15 protein-coding genes are annotated in these 18,572 nt (G+C 39.7%); 4 read left to right on the top strand and 11 right to left on the bottom strand.

From position 1 onward, the window contains the following. Positions 1–28 precede the first annotated feature (28 nt). From ACYVFA_RS05455 to ACYVFA_RS05445, 3 genes are all read right to left on the bottom strand, one after another. Entirely contained in the window at positions 29–1,027 is a 999-nt protein-coding gene (locus ACYVFA_RS05455; protein WP_460470796.1) for a permease prefix domain 2-containing transporter, read from the bottom strand. Continuing rightward, positions 1,015–1,353, bottom strand: coding sequence for a PadR family transcriptional regulator (locus ACYVFA_RS05450; protein ID WP_460470844.1), 339 nt, complete (start codon positions 1,351–1,353; stop codon positions 1,015–1,017). The genes ACYVFA_RS05455 and ACYVFA_RS05450 overlap by 13 nt, the downstream gene beginning before the upstream one ends. A 193-nt stretch (positions 1,354–1,546) precedes the next feature. Then, a complete protein-coding gene (locus ACYVFA_RS05445) occupies positions 1,547–1,921 on the bottom strand; it encodes a winged helix-turn-helix transcriptional regulator (protein ID WP_460470795.1) in 375 nt (124 codons plus the stop codon). A 288-nt stretch (positions 1,922–2,209) separates the two neighbouring features. On the opposite strand from ACYVFA_RS05445, the gene ACYVFA_RS05440 reads away from it, so the two are divergent. Beyond that, entirely contained in the window at positions 2,210–2,563 is a 354-nt protein-coding gene (locus tag ACYVFA_RS05440; protein WP_460470794.1) for a DoxX family protein, read from the top strand. A gap of 151 nt (positions 2,564–2,714) precedes the next feature. Here the strand turns inward: ACYVFA_RS05440 and ACYVFA_RS05435 are convergent, their stop codons facing one another. The 6 genes from ACYVFA_RS05435 to ACYVFA_RS05410 all read right to left on the bottom strand — a co-directional run bounded on the left by ACYVFA_RS05435 (position 2,715) and on the right by ACYVFA_RS05410 (position 14,135). Further along, entirely contained in the window at positions 2,715–4,400 is a 1,686-nt protein-coding gene (locus tag ACYVFA_RS05435; protein WP_460470793.1) for a RagB/SusD family nutrient uptake outer membrane protein, read from the bottom strand. A 12-nt stretch (positions 4,401–4,412) separates the two neighbouring features. Further along, positions 4,413–7,460 (bottom strand): SusC/RagA family TonB-linked outer membrane protein, encoded by a 3,048-nt coding sequence (locus ACYVFA_RS05430; RefSeq protein WP_460470792.1) that lies wholly within the window; start codon positions 7,458–7,460, stop codon positions 4,413–4,415. Between the two features lie 938 nt (positions 7,461–8,398). Continuing rightward, positions 8,399–10,726, bottom strand: a complete 2,328-nt coding sequence (locus tag ACYVFA_RS05425; RefSeq protein ID WP_460470791.1) for a penicillin-binding protein 1A — start codon at positions 10,724–10,726, stop codon at positions 8,399–8,401. 381 nt (positions 10,727–11,107) lie between these two features. Next, entirely contained in the window at positions 11,108–12,406 is a 1,299-nt protein-coding gene (locus tag ACYVFA_RS05420) for a zinc-binding metallopeptidase family protein (RefSeq protein WP_460470790.1), read from the bottom strand. A 21-nt stretch (positions 12,407–12,427) separates the two neighbouring features. Next, the gene (locus ACYVFA_RS05415) at positions 12,428–13,393 is read right to left on the bottom strand and encodes a glycosyltransferase family 2 protein (protein ID WP_460470789.1); all 966 of its coding nucleotides are present in this window, start codon (positions 13,391–13,393) and stop codon (positions 12,428–12,430) included. Positions 13,394–13,406: 13 nt separating this feature from the next. After that, positions 13,407–14,135, bottom strand: a complete 729-nt coding sequence (locus ACYVFA_RS05410) for a tRNA1(Val) (adenine(37)-N6)-methyltransferase (RefSeq protein ID WP_460470788.1) — start codon at positions 14,133–14,135, stop codon at positions 13,407–13,409. A gap of 190 nt (positions 14,136–14,325) precedes the next feature. On the opposite strand from ACYVFA_RS05410, the gene ACYVFA_RS05405 reads away from it, so the two are divergent. Both ACYVFA_RS05405 and ACYVFA_RS05400 read left to right on the top strand, forming a co-directional pair. Next, positions 14,326–15,066 (top strand): hypothetical protein, encoded by a 741-nt coding sequence (locus ACYVFA_RS05405; protein ID WP_460470787.1) that lies wholly within the window; start codon positions 14,326–14,328, stop codon positions 15,064–15,066. A 240-nt stretch (positions 15,067–15,306) separates the two neighbouring features. Continuing rightward, on the top strand, positions 15,307–15,591 hold the full coding sequence (locus tag ACYVFA_RS05400; RefSeq protein WP_460470786.1) for a helix-turn-helix domain-containing protein: 285 nt from the start codon (positions 15,307–15,309) through the stop codon (positions 15,589–15,591). A gap of 27 nt (positions 15,592–15,618) precedes the next feature. Here the strand turns inward: ACYVFA_RS05400 and ACYVFA_RS05395 are convergent, their stop codons facing one another. Both ACYVFA_RS05395 and ACYVFA_RS05390 read right to left on the bottom strand, forming a co-directional pair. Continuing rightward, a complete protein-coding gene (locus ACYVFA_RS05395; RefSeq protein ID WP_460470785.1) occupies positions 15,619–17,034 on the bottom strand; it encodes a pyridoxal phosphate-dependent decarboxylase family protein in 1,416 nt (471 codons plus the stop codon). A 22-nt stretch (positions 17,035–17,056) separates the two neighbouring features. Continuing rightward, positions 17,057–17,542 carry a GNAT family N-acetyltransferase gene (locus ACYVFA_RS05390; RefSeq protein WP_460470784.1) on the bottom strand — a complete coding sequence of 162 codons (486 nt, stop codon included), beginning with the start codon at positions 17,540–17,542 and terminating at the stop codon, positions 17,057–17,059. A gap of 103 nt (positions 17,543–17,645) precedes the next feature. Between ACYVFA_RS05390 and ACYVFA_RS05385 the strand changes: the two genes are divergently transcribed. Next, positions 17,646–18,554 (top strand): LysR family transcriptional regulator, encoded by a 909-nt coding sequence (locus ACYVFA_RS05385; protein ID WP_460470783.1) that lies wholly within the window; start codon positions 17,646–17,648, stop codon positions 18,552–18,554. The last annotated feature ends 18 nt before the right edge of the window (positions 18,555–18,572 follow it).

Genomic DNA, 18,572 nt, shown 5'->3' with positions numbered 1-18,572 from the left:
GCGAGAAATAGTACTACATTCCTATGGCCTACCTATACATATTGCAAATCATGACCTGGCTCGAACGATTTAAATTATCCCAACTATTCAGGGTTATCTCGCGTTGAAGAAAACTGGCTGGGATGGTAGTATAAGAAATCCATTGGCTGAAATTATAATCACTGTTGCCTGTCCAATCGGCCACGATGCCTGTTACTCTGACCATTAGCGAATCCTGATAAGTGATAGTCCTGCCAATAACTTTGTTCGGGTCGAGGTCGCCGAAGTATTTTTTTGCCCTTTCGGCAGTGAGCACGACCGAATTGGGCATGGAAAGGGAGGTTACGGCACTTCCGCTTAGCCATTGGTATCGAAAAATATCAAAGTATTGCGGCTCTACGATAGCAAGGCTGCCGTCGTCATCGAAATGTTTCGATTTCTCCTCTTTGTCGCCTGGAATTGTCACACTGGCACTATAAGTCTGATAGGCAGCCACGGTCTGAATGCCAGTCATTTCCTGACGCATAGCGGCCGGCATAGGGCCGGGCACGCAATTCCAATGACCACCAAACACCACAGCGTCTACACAATAGATGCGGTCGCGATCCTGATGAAAATTATCAAAACTGAATTCGTATTGCGTAATCAGATAAATGACCAGACAGGTACAAATACCCAAGGTTAAACCCAGCACGTTGATGAAGGAATAAAGCTTGTTGCGCGTCAGTTTGCGAACGGCAATTTTGAGATAGTTTGGTAGCATAGCCGGTTGAAATATAAAGGTGGTCTGAGTATAATCATTATTTTGTCTGGCTTTGGACCATGTAAAAGGGCGAATCAATCGTAAAACCGCTAATATGTATCGCCAGCGGGCTTTTGATACGCCTACGGTTTTCAGCCAGTATGTATACATTTCCTGCAAATCGCCTTGTAGTTCGTCTTCTAATCCGTCCGGACAGAAGTGGGTCAATAGCCAGACAGCCCAAAGGGGCGGCCGGGAATTCCGAGACTCAGAAAAACGTTCGTCATGGTTGTTTAGGCTCCCCATAGCTGTGTGATTGAGATTGGAATCTGATCCCATAATTGCGCACGAACTGACTTACATTCCACCAAAGCGCGTTGACCTTCTGTCGTGACGGTGAACAGACGTTTCTGACGGCCTCCTCGCTCGGCAGTGGCTCCACCCATCAGGGAGGTGACAAAGCCTTTTTCTTCCAACCGTTGCAGGGTGCTATGGACAGTAGGAAAGCTGATGCTACGGCCCATTTGCTGATCAATGGTTTGTGTGATGGAAGCACAGTAGGCTGATTCCTGTAGCGCAGCTACCGTCAATAAGACAACTTCTTCCAGTTCCCCCAAAAATGCTCGTTTCATAATAAAAGCAAATATTATTTTATTTGTATAGGTTTTGCCGAACAAATACTTTGCCAAATTTTAAACATTGATTGATTGGGCTAAAAAGGGCTGTTTTTATGAATAAATAGGGGATAGCTTGTCCAGAAATGGACAGATTCAAGTACGGAAACGGACGGGAAAATATCTTGGTTTACCGATTTAAGAAGAAGTTTTACTTGCTGAAAATCCGTTTCCGATGTTCGGCGCCCCAGGTGGCAATTGAGCCGATTACTGCTTTTAAAGTATGGCCGTATTCGGTTAGTTCGTATTCAACTGTTACGGGTTTTGTATCGAAAACTGTTCGTTTTACTAAATCGTTGTCTTCCAGGTCTTTTAGTTCTTTTGAGAGCATTTTTGCGCCTATGCCATTCACTTCACGAATCAATTCCATGAAACGCTTTTTCCCAAAGCTTAATGAGCCTATAATCATAATCTTCCATTTGCCACTCAAAATATCCATCGCATCCTGCACAGCCATCAGGTGTTGGCCGCATTGGGTTGGATTGTGTTCTTGTGGTTCTATGGTTTCAGCAACTTTTGTCGTCATAATTTTAAAATCATCAAATCTGAGGGCAAAACTATGCCTTGTCAGTATCGTAGTAAGATAGAAGAGTTAACAAATATAGCTACAAATTCTATCAGATAACATTATCTGGTGTATATCTAATTCCTTGCGGTTATTACTATAACAAATTCTTTACAGATTTTGATTGAATAGATAGTTTCTTAAAGGAAACTACTTTCTAAAAGAAATTAACTTCCAATCATAAACTTATTTTTTCTGCGAATTGTATTTAGATAGACTTTATTTCTAAATACTTAAAACTGAAACATCATGTCGAACAAGACGCAAAAAATTCTGGCCATTATCTTTATGGCGCTTCCATCAATCATGCTTGTTATGAGCGGTGTAATGAAAATCATGGGCGGAGAACAAGTAGTTACCGGCCTTACTAAAGCAGGTTATGGCCCCTACATTAAAATCTTCGGAATAGCCGAACTCGTTTTCGTAGCACTTTTCTGGATTCCTAAAACTTATAAAATAGGTTTCTATTTTATCCTGTCTTATCTGGGTGGCGCAGCTGCTGCCGAAATTGCCGGAGGCGCAAACCCTATGGCATTGGCGCTAATAGCCCTTACCTGGATTGGATTCTACTTGAAGGATAAGAGTAATTTTGTGGTGGGGTAGGGCACTGATTGTGTATTTTAAAAATTTCTCTTCCTTGAAAAGGAGGAGAAATTGAAAAAACAAAATGTGAGCAAATAACAAAACAGAAAACACAAAAAAGCCCTGTCTCCATCTGGAAACAGGGCTGTGTAAAGAATAGGTAAGTTAGCGATTAATATCCGTCGTTTTGTTTTAAATAACCCGGGATATTAGACGCTCCATCAATAGCTGTCTGAGGAATCGGGAAGATTCTTTTCTTTACGTCATTATTGCTTTTCTCTGTCCACGTTCCTTCGTATTTACCGAAACGGATCATATCCGGACGACGTACCATCTCCCAATAGAATTCGAAACCACGCTCACGGAACAATAAGTCTAATGACATGCTATTTAAGGCCGGAGGAGGCGTAGTGATATTTCTTGCGGCTCTCACGGTGTTCACATCAGCCAATGCACTTGCTGCATCATTGCTTTTACGCAATTTAGCTTCTGCGCGCATCAAGTAGATATCAGCCAGACGGGTGATTACGATATCTGCATCACCGAAGTTTCTACCACTGGTCGATTTTTTGCTGAACTGATATTTTTCAACACGAAAACCGGTATTGTAGTTACTACCTTCTACTGTAAAGTCAACTTTTTCTGTGAAATCAACATTCAGATTTGGTTTATTACGGGTATCGTAAACCAATTTACCAACTTTGAAATTTCCGTTAGAACATTTCACGAAAACCCCATTTTTTCTGATCAAGCCATATTGTTGGCCACGTAAGATACCACGGTCGATATTGAAACTCTCACCCACTACACAAGAGTCAGCAGGGTTGGTATAGATAGAGATATTCTGTTTGTAGAAACGTGGGTCAACTTTTGGATCCTGGTCGCCATAAGCACCTACCCATGTACGATAGAAATCAGACGTAATGGCTGGACCATCAGTACCATTGGCTGCAGGGAAATTATACAATGGGAACTGATCACCTGAGATAGAGAAGTAAGCCATACGGTTGTGACCATTCAATTCAGCTCTTTGGTCAACTGCAAAAATCAACTCTTTGTTATCATGGTTATCATCATTGAAGATTGAGAAATAATCTCTTGATAACTGATATTGACCAGAGTTAATGATTTTATCGCAATATTCAACTACTTTATCCATATCTTCTGGTTTGAAGGTGAATTGTGTAGCGTATCTGTCACGATACACAGCAGCATTCAGGTACAAACGAGCTAATAAAGACCATACACCGCCCTTAGTTAAACGACCCGGGCCAACATTAGTTTCAAGGTTTGGTTCAACAGCCAGCAATTCGCTTTTGATATACTCGTATGCTTCTTCGCCTCTGATGATTTTTGAAGTTTCGCCCACATTGTTTTTAACGAAAACCAAACCAAACAAATCTAAACTAAGCATAGAGTAATAGGCTCTCATCCCTCTGGCTTCAGCTAAAAATGTTTTGGCGGTTGGGTCGCTCATAGTTGGCAAGGTATTGATAGCGGTGATAGATCTTGACATCCCTTGCAGAATCAGGTTCCAGGTATTACGGATGTTCGGATCATTGGCACCGTGTGTATGGGCGTGCATGGCCAGATAAATACCATTGTCACCCCAGTCAGTACCACCACGATATGGAAGAATTGCTTCGTCAGTCGAAATCTCCTGTAAAGCAAAATAGTTTGTGTGTAAAAAGATGTCGGGAAGGCGGGCATACACCGGCGCAATAATTCCCTCTACCGCTTGTTTATCCGTCAGGTTTGAGCCGAATGTTTCATCCAGAATGATTTCATTCAGGTCTGTACAACTGCCCAAAGCAAACATGCTGGCAAGCGCTACTATTGTATATATTTTCTTTTTCATGTTTCTGAAATTTTATAAGGTTACGTTCAGGCCGAATACCACTGAACGGGCTTTAGGATAACTTAAATAATCAATACCATAAGAAGTGATACCACCGATCGTTCTGTCGATGTTTACTTCAGGATCGAAACCATCATATTTGGTGATTACAAACAGGTTTTGTCCGGTTACAGACAATCTCAAACCATTCACCCATTTGCCTAAACCAATGGCTTTGGTGTTTACATTATACCCTAAAGACAAGTTATTCAATCTGAAGAACGCACCATCTTTCAGGAATCGGGTAGAAACCGGAGCCGAGTTATTGATTGACTCGTTAGGGTTAGCGATAGCCTCAGGAGTTGTATTTAAGCTTTTCGATAATCTCAATTTATAGAAGTTAGCATTGGCTGTATTATCATAGATTTTGTTTCCTGATACACCATTGAAATTCACTGATAAATCGAAACCTTTGAAAGCGATATTACCATTGATATTGTATTGTTTGGTTGGCAAGGCGCTACCTGCTGCAATACGGTCGTTGTCGCCAACTACACCATCACCGTTTACATCTCTGTATGTGCTGATGCCTTTATCATCAAAGCCTGTAAATTCTTTCAGGAAGAATGTACCGATAGGCTGGCCGCTTACATAACCGTTGATTGTTGCTGAAGTTAAACCAGAACCAGAAGCACTACCCGATGGAATAACCGAATAAGGAGAGTTTTTAACGATATTTTTGATGAATGTTACGTTACCACCAATATCAAATCTCAAACCGTTTCCGGCTGAATAACGATAGTTTAATTCAATTTCAAGACCTTTGTTAGAGATTTTCATATCCTTCACGTTTGTCCAGAAAGTACCTGCCGGTTGAACAGGGTCAGCAGGGATAACCTCTAATAGAATATTGTTAGAGATCTTATCGAAGTAATCAACTGATCCTGTCAAAGCACCACGGAATAAACCGAAATCCAAACCTACGTTTGTTTGTGTCGAAACCTCCCACTGAATATCAGGGTTAGCTAAACGCGTATAAGACGTTCCGGCAGGGAAAGCACCTGTTGGATATAATGGGTAACTCGTTGATGATGATACCACAGAGGTAAACAAGGCCTGCGTGATTTTTGCAGGAATCTCCTGGTTACCTGTTTGTCCCCAACCTGCTCTCAGTTTCAAATCTGAGAAACCAGCCGATTTCATAAATTCTTCTTCAGAGATTCTCCAACCTAATGAGAACGATGGGAAAACACCATATTTATTATTAGCACCGAATTTAGATGAACCATCGGCACGAACAGTAGCAGTAGCTAAATATTTGTCTTTGTACTGGTAGTTTACACGACCGAAGAATGATTGTAGCTCGTTGATCAAAGCATAACCACCTGGTTTGTTATTTGCCAAAGTTAATTCTTGTCCTAAACCTGGGTTATAAATTGGCTCAATATCTGTAATCGGGAATTTGTTGATGCTTGTATTACGACCTTGTACGAATATTTTCTGATATGAATGACCCACCAAGGCTGTCATATTGTGCGCACCTGTATTCAATGTATAAGTCAGGTAGTTTTCAATCAACTTATTTCTGTTCCAGGTATTATAAGTTTCTAATCTACCATCCTGTTGTGGCTCTAAGTTGGCCAATGATTGAATATCACGTACACCTGATGAGTTATCAATACCGAAGTTCAGTTTATACACTAAATCTTTAGTGATTTTGAACGAAGGAGAGATATTACCAATTACACGGTTGATAGTAGAGGCATCTTTTTGTAATCTGAGCGTGATCAAAGGATTGGTAAAGCTTGGATAATTTTTTGGCATTCCTTTATCATCGTAAGCCGGATAAGTTGGGTTTGCCGAGATAGAACCACCAATCAAGCTCTCGGTCGGAGGACGAGAGTTGGTTGTATAAGTAGCATTCAGGTTTACATCAACTGTCAGGCGGTCGTCAAGGAATTTCTGAGAAACGTTGATACGACCTGTATAACGGTTAAGGTTAGAGTTTTTCAGGATACCTTCCTGATTCTGGATACCAAATGAACCATAGTAAGTCAATTTATCAGCACCGCCGCCAAACGAAACATTATGGTTTTGTGTAATGGCTGTTTGCATTACTTCTTTTTGCCAGTCGGTATTGCCACCTAAATCGTCTAATGTACCACCAATTGCTTTTACCTGAGTTCTGAACTCATCGGCTGTAAATACAGGTAATGCTCTGGCTACTTTTGAAATACCTACGCTTCCTGAATAAGTTAAAGTTCCGAAACCGGCTTTACCCTTTTTAGTAGTGATTAACACAACTCCGTTAGCTCCACGAGAACCGTAGATAGCCGTAGCAGAAGCATCTTTCAATACGTCGATAGATTCGATATCCTGTGGGTTCAGGAATGTCAATGGGTTTGTTGCACCACCTGTGCTTGAGTTATCCAGCGCCATACCGTCAAGGATAAACAAAGGTGTACTACCTGTACGAAGACCACCCGGACCACGGATCGTGATACTTTGAGAGGCACCCGGCTCTCCACTGGCAGAAGTAACGTTTACACCCGCTACTTTACCTTGCAATAATTGCTCAGGAGAGTTGATGATACCTTTATTGAATTCGGTGCTTTTCAATGATTTAACCGCACCTGTCATATCTTTTTTAGTAGCAGTACCATAACCGATTACTACCACCTGTGCTAAATCAGCAGCTTCTGATTTTAGTTGTACATCAAGTGTAGATTGGTTACCAACAGTAATTTCCTGTTTGGTGTAGCCAATAAATCCAAATACGAGTACCGATTTTTCGTCCGGAACCGAAATAGAATAGTTACCATTGGCATCTGTACTTGTTCCTTTTTGAGTGCCTTTCAGAATAACACTACAACCTACCAGAGCTTCGCCTGTTGTGGCATCTGTTACACGACCTTTTACTGTAGTTTCGACAATTTTACTGTCAAGTTTGCTGGCGCTGCGTGCGTCTTTCACACTGGCGAAAATTGCTTTTTGCGCGTATGTTTGCGGCATACATACAATAGCTAACATAAATACCCCCAATAGGAATTTCAAGGGGGGAGAAGTAGCGAGGTGTTTCATGATGAGTTGGTTAAATAAACAATTCGATGTTTTAAAAGTGTTGTTACAAAGGGTGAGGTATTTTAATAAATAATAGTGAATACATAATTGGAGAACAAAGGCGACGTGTCGGGTAAGCATTATCAGCTATCAATGAATGCTTCTCGTGGGGTAGCCTATGAATCTTCAGATTATTGGTGTTAATTGCTAAATTCTCGAAATCTGTTGCATTTTAACAATAAAAAATATTATTATTTTTAAGTTATTTAATGCAAACGTTTTAAATCGTTCTGCAAACGTTTTAAATTTTTTGAGAAATTGTACCAAAAAATGAGAAAAATAGACAATTAGAAGATTGACACTATTAGCCGATGAAATTTCCTGCACGATGCTCTGTAATACCTTTATTTTATTAATTTTCAGCCGCAAAAGTAGGCTTTTACTATTCCGCAAATGTTATCGGTATATTAAGCAATTGTTAAAGAAGTGAGAATTCAGCCATTAAATAAGGATATATTTCTAGTAAATCTGGGCTTCGGTAGTGCAGTCAAAGCAATATCCCTTGCGCAGTCGAAGGCCGCGGCTTGGCAAAATACATAAAACTATAAATAAGAAGATTTAATAAAATAGCCCAAAAAAGCCTGAAAGATGAGGATTATTTTCCTCATCTTTCAGGCTTTTCGTATATGGTGGCTATGGCATAGAATTTTGGTTTTATGGATTATACCATGAAACTAATAATTGTATGTCACATTTTTTCGTTATACTAATCCAAATTCCGTATATCATACTGAGTTTAGTCTGCGGAATCAGTGTTGTGATTTCAAACTGGAATGAATTCGCAGCTAAGAGAAAACAAACTAAGACCGCTTATATGGTCGTTGAATCTACCGAGGTAGAAGCAATACCAGCTATGGACTTAGTGCCAATGGCCGCGTAAAACTTAAAGTTCTACGCCACTATAATTGGTCATCATCTGCTGGTTTTGCTGTTGGCGGAGTATACTTTTGAGTCGAATCAATGTGATACCCTTCCCCAGCCGCAAATACACAGTCACCGGATACTGAAACAGTAGAGGGCTTCAGGAAGGAGCCCTTTTTGTATTCCAGGGTTTTATCAGCATATACCCGCTGGAAGAATCCTCCCCAGGTAGGTAGTGATACTCTCGCTCCTTGTCCCAAGGCAATTGTCCGGAAGTGAATTGTTGGGTCATCTCCACCAGTCCATCCACCAGCTACCAGTGTAGGGGTGATACCCATAAACCAGCCATCAGAATAGTTGGAGGTTGTACCTGTTTTGGCGGCTACTTCATTGCCTTCTAATACACCGTATCTTGAAAGTCCACCAAAAGCGGTACCACCCGGTTGAGTTGCCCCACGCATGAGGTGAATCATCTTATAGGCAGTTTCCTGACTGATTACTTCTTTACTATCTGAATAAAATTCCTTTATTAATTCTCCGTTTTTATCTTCAATCCGCGTCACAAAAATAGGCTCGGTATATTTGCCCGAGTTGGCAAATACACAATAGCCTGCCATCAATTCATAGAGAGAAACATTACTGATACCCAAGCAGAGTGCAGGCACTTCGTCCAGTTTACTCTTGATGCCCAGTTTATGCGCATAATTTATCACATTACCAGCCTTAAACTGGTTTATGAGATAAGCACTCACAGTATTAATCGATTGCCCTAAGGCTTGTCGCAAGGTAAGAGACCTGTAACTATAAACTCCATCGGAGTTTTTAGGAGTCCAGCTTCCGCCCGGTACTTGTATTGTAATCGGTTGGTCAACTACGTGCTCACAGGTTGAGAAGCCATTATCTATGGCTGTTACGTATACAAATGGTTTGAATGTTGAGCCAGGCTGGCGTTTCCCTTGTTTTACGTGGTCGTATTTGAAGTATTTATAATTGATACCACCTACCCAGGCTTTAATCTGCCCGTTACGAGGATCCATCGCTAAGAAACTTGAATGCAGATAGAATTTATAGTATCTGATTGAATCCATCGACGACATCACTGTATCTCTTTCTCCATTCCATGAGAAAACACGCATCTTGGTCGGGCGATTCATTTCTTTCCAGACCTTATCCATATCACCATTATATTCCTCTTTCAATTCACGGTAGCGAGGGGTAGTTTTAGCAATGTTCTGGATAAAATTAGGGATTTCCTGATAAGTGCCTGTTGTACCTTTTTCTATCGTCCATGGGTTACGGCCTTTCCAGTGCTCGTAGAATTTCTTCTGCTGGTCTTTCATATTCTCTCTCAATGCTTCTTCGGCATATACCTGCATCCGGGAATCTATGGTTGTATATATCTTGAAACCCTTGGTATAGATATCGTCAGGGTCATAACCTTCTTTGGCAATTTCTTCTTTCAGCCATCCTTTCAGGAATTCTCTGAAATAAGGCGCAGGGCCTGTATTATGGCTTTCAGGCTGATAATTAAGTGTAATGGGTAAGGTTTTCAGCGATTCTGCTTTATTAGGAGATAGCTTATCGTATTTCACCATCTGGTCGAAAACGATATTTCGACGGTTTTTTGAGGCTTGCGGGTGAAACTTCGGATTGAAACGCGAAGGGTTCTGAATCATACCTACTAGCACGGCTGCTTCTTCCAGCGTTACTTCGCTTGGCTCTTTCTTGAAATAGGTTTTAGTAGCAGAACGGATACCAAAAGCACCACTACTGAATTCGATGGTGTTGAGGTATTTTTCCATTATCTCCTGCTTGGTATACCGGCGCTCCAGTTTAATGGCTGTTATCCATTCTTTGGTCTTGATAATGATTTGTCTGATAACCGGAACCGAATATAACGGGCCTTTGTAATAATCAATCTCACGGAGTTTGAAGAGGTTCTTGGCCAACTGTTGTGAAATAGTACTACCACCCCCTTTGCTCTGACCTGAAAAAAGACCAGTTACTACGCGCAAAGTACTGCGGGCATCGATACCCGAATGCACCGTAAAACGGGCATCTTCAGTAGCTATCAAGGCATTGATGATATTGGGAGAGAGTTCGCTGAACTCGATTGGACTACGGTTTTCGTACAAAAACTTACCAATTACCTTTCCATCAGAAGAAATAATTTCAGACGCTACATCACTTTTCGGGTTTTCGATTTCTTCGGGGCTTGGCATTTTACCGAACAACCAGAACAAATTGAAACTTACGGCTATCAGATATACCACAAAGGCAAGCGCCATAAATCCTGTAACCTTCCAGATTCTTGAAATTAACTTTTTAAATCTACCTGCTTCTAATTCCGGGAATGTAAACTTCATCTTGGTGAGAGAAAGGGTGTTATATTAAAGCAAACGTAAGCATTTTTGTCTATTGATGCAAAAGGTTAAGGGGTTAAAATGTCATTTTCTATCCCTATAACCTGTGTCAATGGTACCTATGATACGAAAGATTTGCTTAATTATTGTATGGATTTGCATGACATTAATTTTCGAATGAAATGTCCAAATGTTTTGCTTGATGGCTAAATTAGCTAAAGAAACATTTGGCTAAAGCCCATAAGGATTTTGTTTTTCATTTTATCCCCATTTAAAAATGGGGCTATTGAATTAATTGCCTCCAGCTTTAGCTGGAGGATTACAAAATTATATGACCTAATTGGCTTTAGCCAAATTTAATATGTCCGATAGTAGATGATATTATTACTTCACCGTACTCTTATCAATACGCGTTGGCGTATCAATACCAGCCACAATCGTCTGAGAACTTAGAGCAATGGCTCTGATAGTAGCAACGATATTCTGAATATCTAATGATTCTACTTCGTCGTTGACAGTGTGATACAATTTATCTGAATCAATCTGGTCGGTTGAAATGGTATGTGCCGGAACTCCCTGACGAGCCAGAGCCGCGTTATCTGAACGGTAAAAAAGGTTTTGTTGCGGATAAGGGTCAGGATTGAAGGTAAAGGCAGTGCCTTTTAGGTTTTTTTGTAGGATTGTCCCGAAATCAGAGCGTTCGAAACCTGTAATAAAGGCCGAATTCATGCCCCATTTAGAAGCTTTGCCAATCATTTCGATATTAAACATCGCCACTACTTTATCTGCATTCAATTGTTCGGTAAAATATCTTGCGCCAAAACCACCAATTTCTTCTGCCGTAAAGGCTACAAATATCAAGGTTCTTTCGTTGTTTTTTAGCTTTTTGAAATAGTTGGCCAGGGTAATAACCGCTGTGGTTCCTGAGGCATCATCATCGGCACCATTGGCAATTGAATCGCCTTCAACGGCTTTCTGGATGCCCAGGTGGTCGTAGTGGCCTGAGAAAACCACCATTTCATCCGGTTTACTTTTACCCGGCAGCACGCCCACCACATTAGCCATTTTAAACGCTTCTTTGCGTTGTTTGATTTTTACTGAATAATTTTCTACCGAACTGATACCTGTTACAAACAGAATATTACCTGCGATTTTCGGATAAGGCTTAGACAGTAACCGGGTGCGGCCCATAAAACGTTTAATACCCGCCAGTTTAGATTCATGGACTGCATCTACTATCACAATTTTGCTGGTAGAATCGCTCATGTATTGATTCGGCGAGAAAGAATCTCCTGCGCCAACAATCACTACCGGAATATTAGAAGTCCAGTTGATTTCTTCACTATCCGACATCAGAATAAACTTATCTTTCGGAATTACCTGACCGTTAATCATCACCTCTGCACTGACAAATCCATCAATTTTTGTAATCGGGAATTCCTGTCTGTAGCCGGTTAAACCTTTCAAGGGTTGTAAACCGATTTTCTTGAATTCGTCAGCAATAAAAGCGGTGGCTTTTTCAATCTGTTGGGGTTGCATGGCGCTTCTGCCCATCATATCGTCAGAAGCTAAAGTGCTGATGATGCGTTTTACTTCGTCGTCTTTGATGAGTTTATTAACTTTTTGCGCCTGTGAAACGAAGGTGATACAAAAGAGGATAAAGGTCAGTTTGATGATTTGCATATAGTCTGTTGGTTAGTTAGTTTATTCTCCTATTTTTTCTTCTATTAAGTATTCGTCTTTTTTAAAGGTTTGTTTCACAAATAGTTCGCCGATATAGCCTGCCAGAAATAGCTGTGAACCGATAATAATGGCCACTAAAGCTAAAAAGAAAAAAGGATTATCGGTTACATTGCGGTAGCGGAGCCCTTGATTGATATTATACAGTTTTTCGAAAAGCAGATACAGGGCCATCAGGCTACCTATCATAAACGAAAGCACGCCCATGGTACCAAAAAAGTGCATCGGGCGGCGGCCGAATTTATTGACAAAGGCAACTGTCAGTAAATCAAGAAAGCCAAATATGAAACGCTCTAAACCAAATTTGGTGCTGCCGTATTTTCGTGGGCGATGCTGTACTACTTTTTCGCCGATTTTCTTGAAACCATTCCATTTGGCGATAATGGGGATATTCCTGTGCATTTCGCCATAGATTGTAATGTTTTTAATAACTCTCGATTGATAGGCTTTCAACCCACAATTGAAATCGTGTAAATAAACACCTGATACCCACCGAGATACCGCATTGAATAGTTTGGTCGGAAGTGTTTTGGTAATTGGGTCGTAACGTTTCTTTTTCCAGCCGGATACCAAATCATATTTCTCTTCGGTAATCATGCGGTATAGCTCAGGAATTTCATCCGGGCTATCCTGTAAGTCAGCATCCATCGTAATGACTACATGGCCTCTCGCTTGTACAAAAGCCGTTTGCAGGGCTGCAGTTTTACCATAGTTACGCACAAATTTAAAACCTCTGACTTTCGGGTTCTGATGGCCAAGATTCTGAATGACTTCCCATGAATCATCGCTACTGCCATCGTCAACAAAAAGAATTTCGTAGGTAAAGTTATTTTCCTGCATTACCCTCACAATCCAGTCGTGTAGTTCGGGTAAAGATTCTGCCTCGTTATACAAAGGTATAACGACTGATATTTGAAGTGTTTGAGTCATTAGGAGCAAAGTTCTAAAAAATCGTGTAATAATCGCTCAACAGTTGTCGGAATTTATCCGAATAATCATTCGAATTTTCCGGATGAATCATTAACGTATCTGCCGTGTATGCTGATATAGGCACCTGGCTAAAGCTGAGAATATGCCTGAATACGGCTTTCTGAGGATTATGTTGTATCAGCAATTTACTCCACAAATATAAGCCTTTTTTCTGAGCTACCGTCAATAATTGCTGTGCCTCAAAGGGCGGCAACAAGACAATAAACCTGCCATCTGCTCTTAGTAGATGAATAACCGCATCAATCAGTTCGTCAAAAGTAAGGGTAGTGGCGTGTAAGGCTTTATTGGTTTGTGAGTCTGGTGATTGCAGAGAATTCTGATAAAAGGGGGGATTTGAAATAATTAAATCGTATTGATGGTTTTCAGCCTCTGAATGTTGCAGGCTAAAATTCTGAATAGATTGGTGATGTAGATTGATTTTATCGGCGAAAGGGCTTTGGGCAATATTGACTTTTGCCTGTGCGTAGGCATCATCATCTATTTCAACGGCATCAATTTTAGTTTCACTTCTTTGTGCCAACATCATGGATAATAGCCCTGTTCCGGTGCCAATATCCAGTATGCTCTTCACATGCTTTACCTCAGCATACGCCCCTAAAATACAGGCATCTGTGCATACTTTCATCGCACATTTGTCCTGATGAACGGTGAATTGTTTGAACTGGAAATATGATTTTGGCATAAAATCCTTTGAAAAGTTTTATTAGGGTTAGAATTTAAAATTTAATAATTATTTAAATAAGCGATATCCTAATCTCACAATATAGAAAAATATTCTTTTAAGATGTATTTTTTTTAAATTATACAATTTCTACTTGTATTTTCCTTTTTAATACTTACCTTTGTTTCATAACTTTATATGAGTGTATAAGATGAAAGTGAGCAATAGCAATAAAATAAAGAGTAAAATTATTAAAAAATGGTTCTATGACATTGATTCGTCTGAAATCAGGGAAGAAATGTTTTCCATTGATCCTACCCTTAACAATAATTTTAAAGAAGAAGACTCATCAACTATTTTAAATGAATTTTTCGATTCAACCATTTTAGATTATCAAACTTCTCTCCATCCCAATGCCGAGGAAGATAAAATGTGTTTTTCCAAGGCTAATTTTTATGCATTTTTTGATAAAAATAAAGAGAATGAAAAGTCTATAATCATAAAAGCGTGGCCTATAAATAGAAAGTTATTAACAGATAGGCTCGAATTAATTACTGTCAATACAAAGCCTGAAGTTTATATAGATTCAATATTTGATGCAATTAAAGACAAATTTGATGAGGCTCAATTAGCAAAGGTATCTGTTTACCTAAGGAATAAAGGGAAAAGATTTGCTTGTGATTTTGTAGACTGGTTGAAAATTGAACAAAATAGGAGAGAAGTCTTGTCTTTGGGCCAAGAAATAAAACGGTTTGCAAATATCTTTTTCGCCCAACTCAGAAATATTTTAAAAAGACTTTTACTAAAAGCTACTCGAAAGCCGAAATTTAGGCCCCAAGTGGTTGGGTTTAGTTTTAAAAATATAATTACTGAAACTTTATTTTATTGTTTTAATTCTGAGGAAGATAATAAGTTATACCTAAGAAATTTTCAGGTACCTTATTATTCATGACAGTTAAAGGTACCTATTTACAAATTATCAAATGTATAGTTTAATAGGTATAAGATGAAAAATTATAATAATCTAATAGAAATTGTAAAAAAAAGTAATTTATCTACAAAAGAGAAAGAAGAGTTAATTTCTTTCATTCAAGAGAATCAAGGGCTAAGTTTTGACAACTTCTTAGTAAAGTTTTTAAGACTATTGCAACTTGCAGACTTGCTAGATAAGTTTCTGTAAAATATAGATAAAATGGAAATAGGAGCGGCAATTAAAACTTTGAGGAGTAAAAAAGGCTTATCGCAAAAAGACTTGGCGGTGAAAATGGGGATTTCTACTAATGCCTTATGTCAGATTGAGAAGAATAATAGCTTCCCTCAAAAAAGCACAATTGCAAAAATCTGTGAAATTTTTAATATACCTTCATCATACTTATTGTTACTTTCAATAAATGATGCGGATATTCCAATAGAAAAGAAGCAGATGTTTAATACAATTAGTAATGCTCTTAAAGAAATGATTGTTCAGGAAGTATAAGTGTAAAATTGGGTAGATATTATTATTCTACCCAATTTTTGCCAATCTCTGCACTTCATCCAATAAAGCCACCAAGTCTGCCTCTGTCGTAAGCGGATTCATTAAGGATACTCTCAGATAAAGTTTATCACCTAGCGTAGTTTGAACAATGTAGAATTTACCTTCTTCCAATAACCTCTTTCTGATGCTGGCATTTAAATCATTTACTGAACCGGATTCGTTTTTCAGGCGGAAGCAGACAATATTGCTTTCTGGCTCTAAGGCTAATTCAAAATTGGGGCGAGCTTTTACGAGTGCGGCGAATGTTTTGCCTAAATCATAGAGATAGTCTACATTATCTGTAAAAATCTGCTCGCCATGAGCTTTGAGTATGGCGTATACTTTTATACTCATCATCAATTTGGTACATTCAAAGGTACGTTTGCCCGAATTAAACCAGTCTTTTGAGTGTTGGTTTGCCCATAAGTATTGTGCTTTTTGCTGAAAAGTCTTGAAGGCATCAGCGTTTCGTTTAAAAATCACGGCTGTAATCAGAGCAGGAGCCATCAGCATTTTATGCCAGTCTATCACCACCGAATCTGCCAGATGTAAGCCTTTTACCAGATGTTTGTATTTATCAGAAAACACCACTGCGCCACCATGTGCGCCATCGGCATGAAACCAGAGGTCATGTTTCTGAGCAAAAGCGGCAATCGCTTCCAGATCATCATAACTTCCGGTAGAGGTGGAGCAGGCGCTGCCGATAATGGCTATGATACGTAAGCCTTTGTCGGTTGCTTCCTGATAATATTGCTCCAATAAATCGGTTCTGATTTGTAAATGCGCATTAGTAGGCACTTTAATAATTCCCTCGCTACCCATGCCCATAATGCGTGCTGCTCGGTCTATACAATAATGTGCCTCTTCTGATACCATTACCGCCAGTTTCTCAGTATTACCCTCTTCCCATACATCGGTTCTGGCGGCTCTTGCGGCTAAAAGTGCCGTCAGGTTAGCCAATGTACCTCCCGAAGTTAATAGGCCACTGGCATTGGAATCAAATCCTATCTTTTTTGCTAATAATTCTGAAAGGATACGTTCTAAAGGATTAGAAACCAGCCCCATTTCATAGACAGCCATCCCATTATTAAGCATACTGCTGAGCATTCCTGCCAAGGCTGAAATGGGTACAGGTGGCGTAACCTGATGCCCCATATAACGTGGATGGTGCAGATGATTGGAGTGTTGGATAGTTTTGCTGAAAAACTCAGCCACGTCACCTTGTCCTTGCTGATAATCTTCCTGCCAGAAAGCCAGACTTTCTTCCGGGTCTTTGTAGGGCAAAACTGTCTCTAATGAGCCGTTTTGTGTTTGTTCAAGATAATCAGCCAGTGTATCCACCAGACTATGTGCCTGTTGGCGGAAAAGGTCTGCAGAAAATGCTTTTTGTAGGAGAGATTGCATGATACTATTGTAATTTGTTGTACTAAGCCTGCCAGAAATAATAATAATTCTGCTCACGAACCCAACCCAGGCGCTCGTATAAACTTTGGGCTTTGGTATTATCTGGTGTGGTTTCTAATAATAAACCTTTATGGCCTTGTTGGATTATGAAATTCTGGGCAGCGGCAAGTAATGCTTTGCCTATGCCTCTGCTTCTGATATTTTCTTTTACGAATAAATCATTCAATGTCCAGGAACGGCGCATGGAAACTGACGAAAACATAGGATATAATTGGGTAAAACCCAAAGGTTGGTTGTCTTCTAGTGCCAGAAAAATAACTGATTCTTTATTGGTTATTCTTTCTGCCAAAAACTGTCTGGCTCCTTCAATATCTGATGTTTGCCCGTAATATTGGCGATAAGCATCAAATACTTCTGCTACTGCATCCACGTGGGATAATTCGGCCTGAATTAGCTGGATATTTTCTGGTAGAGTAATAACAGGAATTGCAGATAATAGCTCACTCATAATTAATCAGGTTTATAAATGCAAAGCAAGGAATTATTTATGATAACAAAAAATACTTAATTTTGATTAATTGATGCAATTCTGGCATCAATTGTATTTATGAATGCTAACACAATCATTGATGGATTTAAGAACCCTTGAGAATTTTCTGAAACTGACGGAAAGACTCAACTACCGTAAAACAGCTGAGGATATTTATATTGCTCAACCTGCTTTGAGCCGCCAGATTATGCAGTTGGAAGAAGAACTGGGCGTGCAATTATTCAATCGCCATAAAAGAAAGGTAGAACTGACCGAAGCGGGTATTTATTTTAAGGATGAAGCCAAAAGAATTATTGAAGATTTTGAAAGGGTTTGCCAACGCACAGCACAGATTCATAGGGGAGAGGGCGGGGAGATTCGGATAGCGCATTCAAGCTCATTGATGCAGTTTTTATTGCCTGCTATTCTGGCCAAGATTCAGAAAGAAATCCCCTCGATGCAAACGGTGCTGATAGAGTCAACGAATGTTTATGAAATCAATGCTTTGCTCAACCGGACAATAGATGTAGGTTTCGGGCCGAATATAATTGTACCGAAAGAAATTAATGCCCAAACACTTTATGCCGAAAACTTTGTGGTACTCCTGCCCCAAAATCATCAGTTAAACATTGAAAATTTCCATTCACTCGCCCAATTGGCTGACGAAAATTTTATTCTTCCCTCAAGAAGCGAAAGCTCGGGCTATGTAGAAAGTATAGAGGCACTTTGCCAGAACTATGGGTTTATTCCAAAAGTGGCTTATCAATCGGGCAATACCAATACGGTTTTGCGTTTGGTAGAAGCGGGGGTTGGAATTTCGATAGAGCCGAAGTCGGCATTAAGCGGGCAGAATATGAATGTAAAGCATATTGAACTGACCAGTATCAGTGCCAAATCTGAAATGCGGATGGTCTGGTTGCGTGGCCGGGAAAAAGAATTGAGCCGTTTTTTTGATATTGTGAATAAAATTGTAGAGCAGAAGGAACCTTAGAATAAGATTGTTTAGAAA

Source organism: Emticicia fontis, assembly GCF_054779675.1.
Note: the sequence above shows the minus strand (reverse complement) of the source record. Positions and strands in the feature narration are given on the sequence as shown.